The organism is Klebsiella sp. A-Nf5 (genome assembly GCF_002810545.1).
In the GTDB taxonomy this organism is placed as follows: domain Bacteria; phylum Pseudomonadota; class Gammaproteobacteria; order Enterobacterales; family Enterobacteriaceae; genus Klebsiella; species Klebsiella variicola.
This window is the reverse complement of sequence record NZ_PIOG01000147.1, coordinates 1-674: the sequence shown is the minus strand read 5'-3', so window position 1 is coordinate 674 and position 674 is coordinate 1. Positions and strand designations below refer to the sequence as shown.

The 674-nt window shown below is 44.8% G+C and carries 1 protein-coding gene and 2 pseudogenes; all 3 read right to left on the bottom strand.

Annotated elements, in window-relative coordinates:
• Nucleotides 1–162, bottom strand: a pseudogene (locus CWM53_RS15580) (conjugal transfer protein TraH); the annotation flags it as partial.
• Nucleotides 149–577, bottom strand: a complete 429-nt coding sequence (locus tag CWM53_RS15575) for a conjugal transfer protein TrbF (RefSeq protein WP_100730193.1) — start codon at nt 575–577, stop codon at nt 149–151. The gene CWM53_RS15575 and the pseudogene CWM53_RS15580, both read right to left, overlap by 14 nt.
• Nucleotides 570–674: pseudogene (locus CWM53_RS31100) on the bottom strand (type-F conjugative transfer system pilin assembly thiol-disulfide isomerase TrbB); the annotation flags it as partial. The pseudogene CWM53_RS31100 and the gene CWM53_RS15575, both read right to left, overlap by 8 nt.

The window sequence follows — 674 nt, the reverse complement described above, 5'->3', positions numbered from 1 at the left end:
ACCCGCCGCCTGTCCCTGCCAGACCTGCGGCTGGCTGGTATTGGACGCAAAGCCAAGCTTATTGAAGAATTGGTTCATGTCGCCGTTAACATCTGCAGCCGCCGTCAATGACACCCCTAGCAACATCCCACAAAGCACCGATAATGGTTTACGGATGAACATCAGGATCTCCTTCTTTCATTTTATTTTTCCGTCGAAGGTTACGGTTTAAATATCGCTGGAAGCTTTTTTCAAAGGCATATTCAAACCAAAAAGCCAGTTCGGCAATCAGTACTCCCAGTAAAGCCGTTGCCAGACAACCAATGGAAAGCGAGAAAAGAATAAAGGGAACGAAATACATCAGGACATTCCACTGATTCATGATGTTATTTGCCGACCCCAGTTTTTCCGACGGAGTTAACAGTTCAGTGAACACATTGAAATAAGCATGACTTCCCCACCACAGAAATAATCCGGCAAAACCAAACATAAAAGCAAGACAATAATAAACATCGAATCTCTTTTGTCGGGATAACTTCAGGCGTTTATTTCTTTCCAGTACGGGTATCGAAGAATATATTTTGTTGAGATTATCCATTATTCGTGTTTTCCATCATCTGAAATACCGTATCCACTCTGGCCATAAAGCCCTGTGCATCCGTGGCGCCCTGCAGGATCGGGTACGCTGCCAGGGT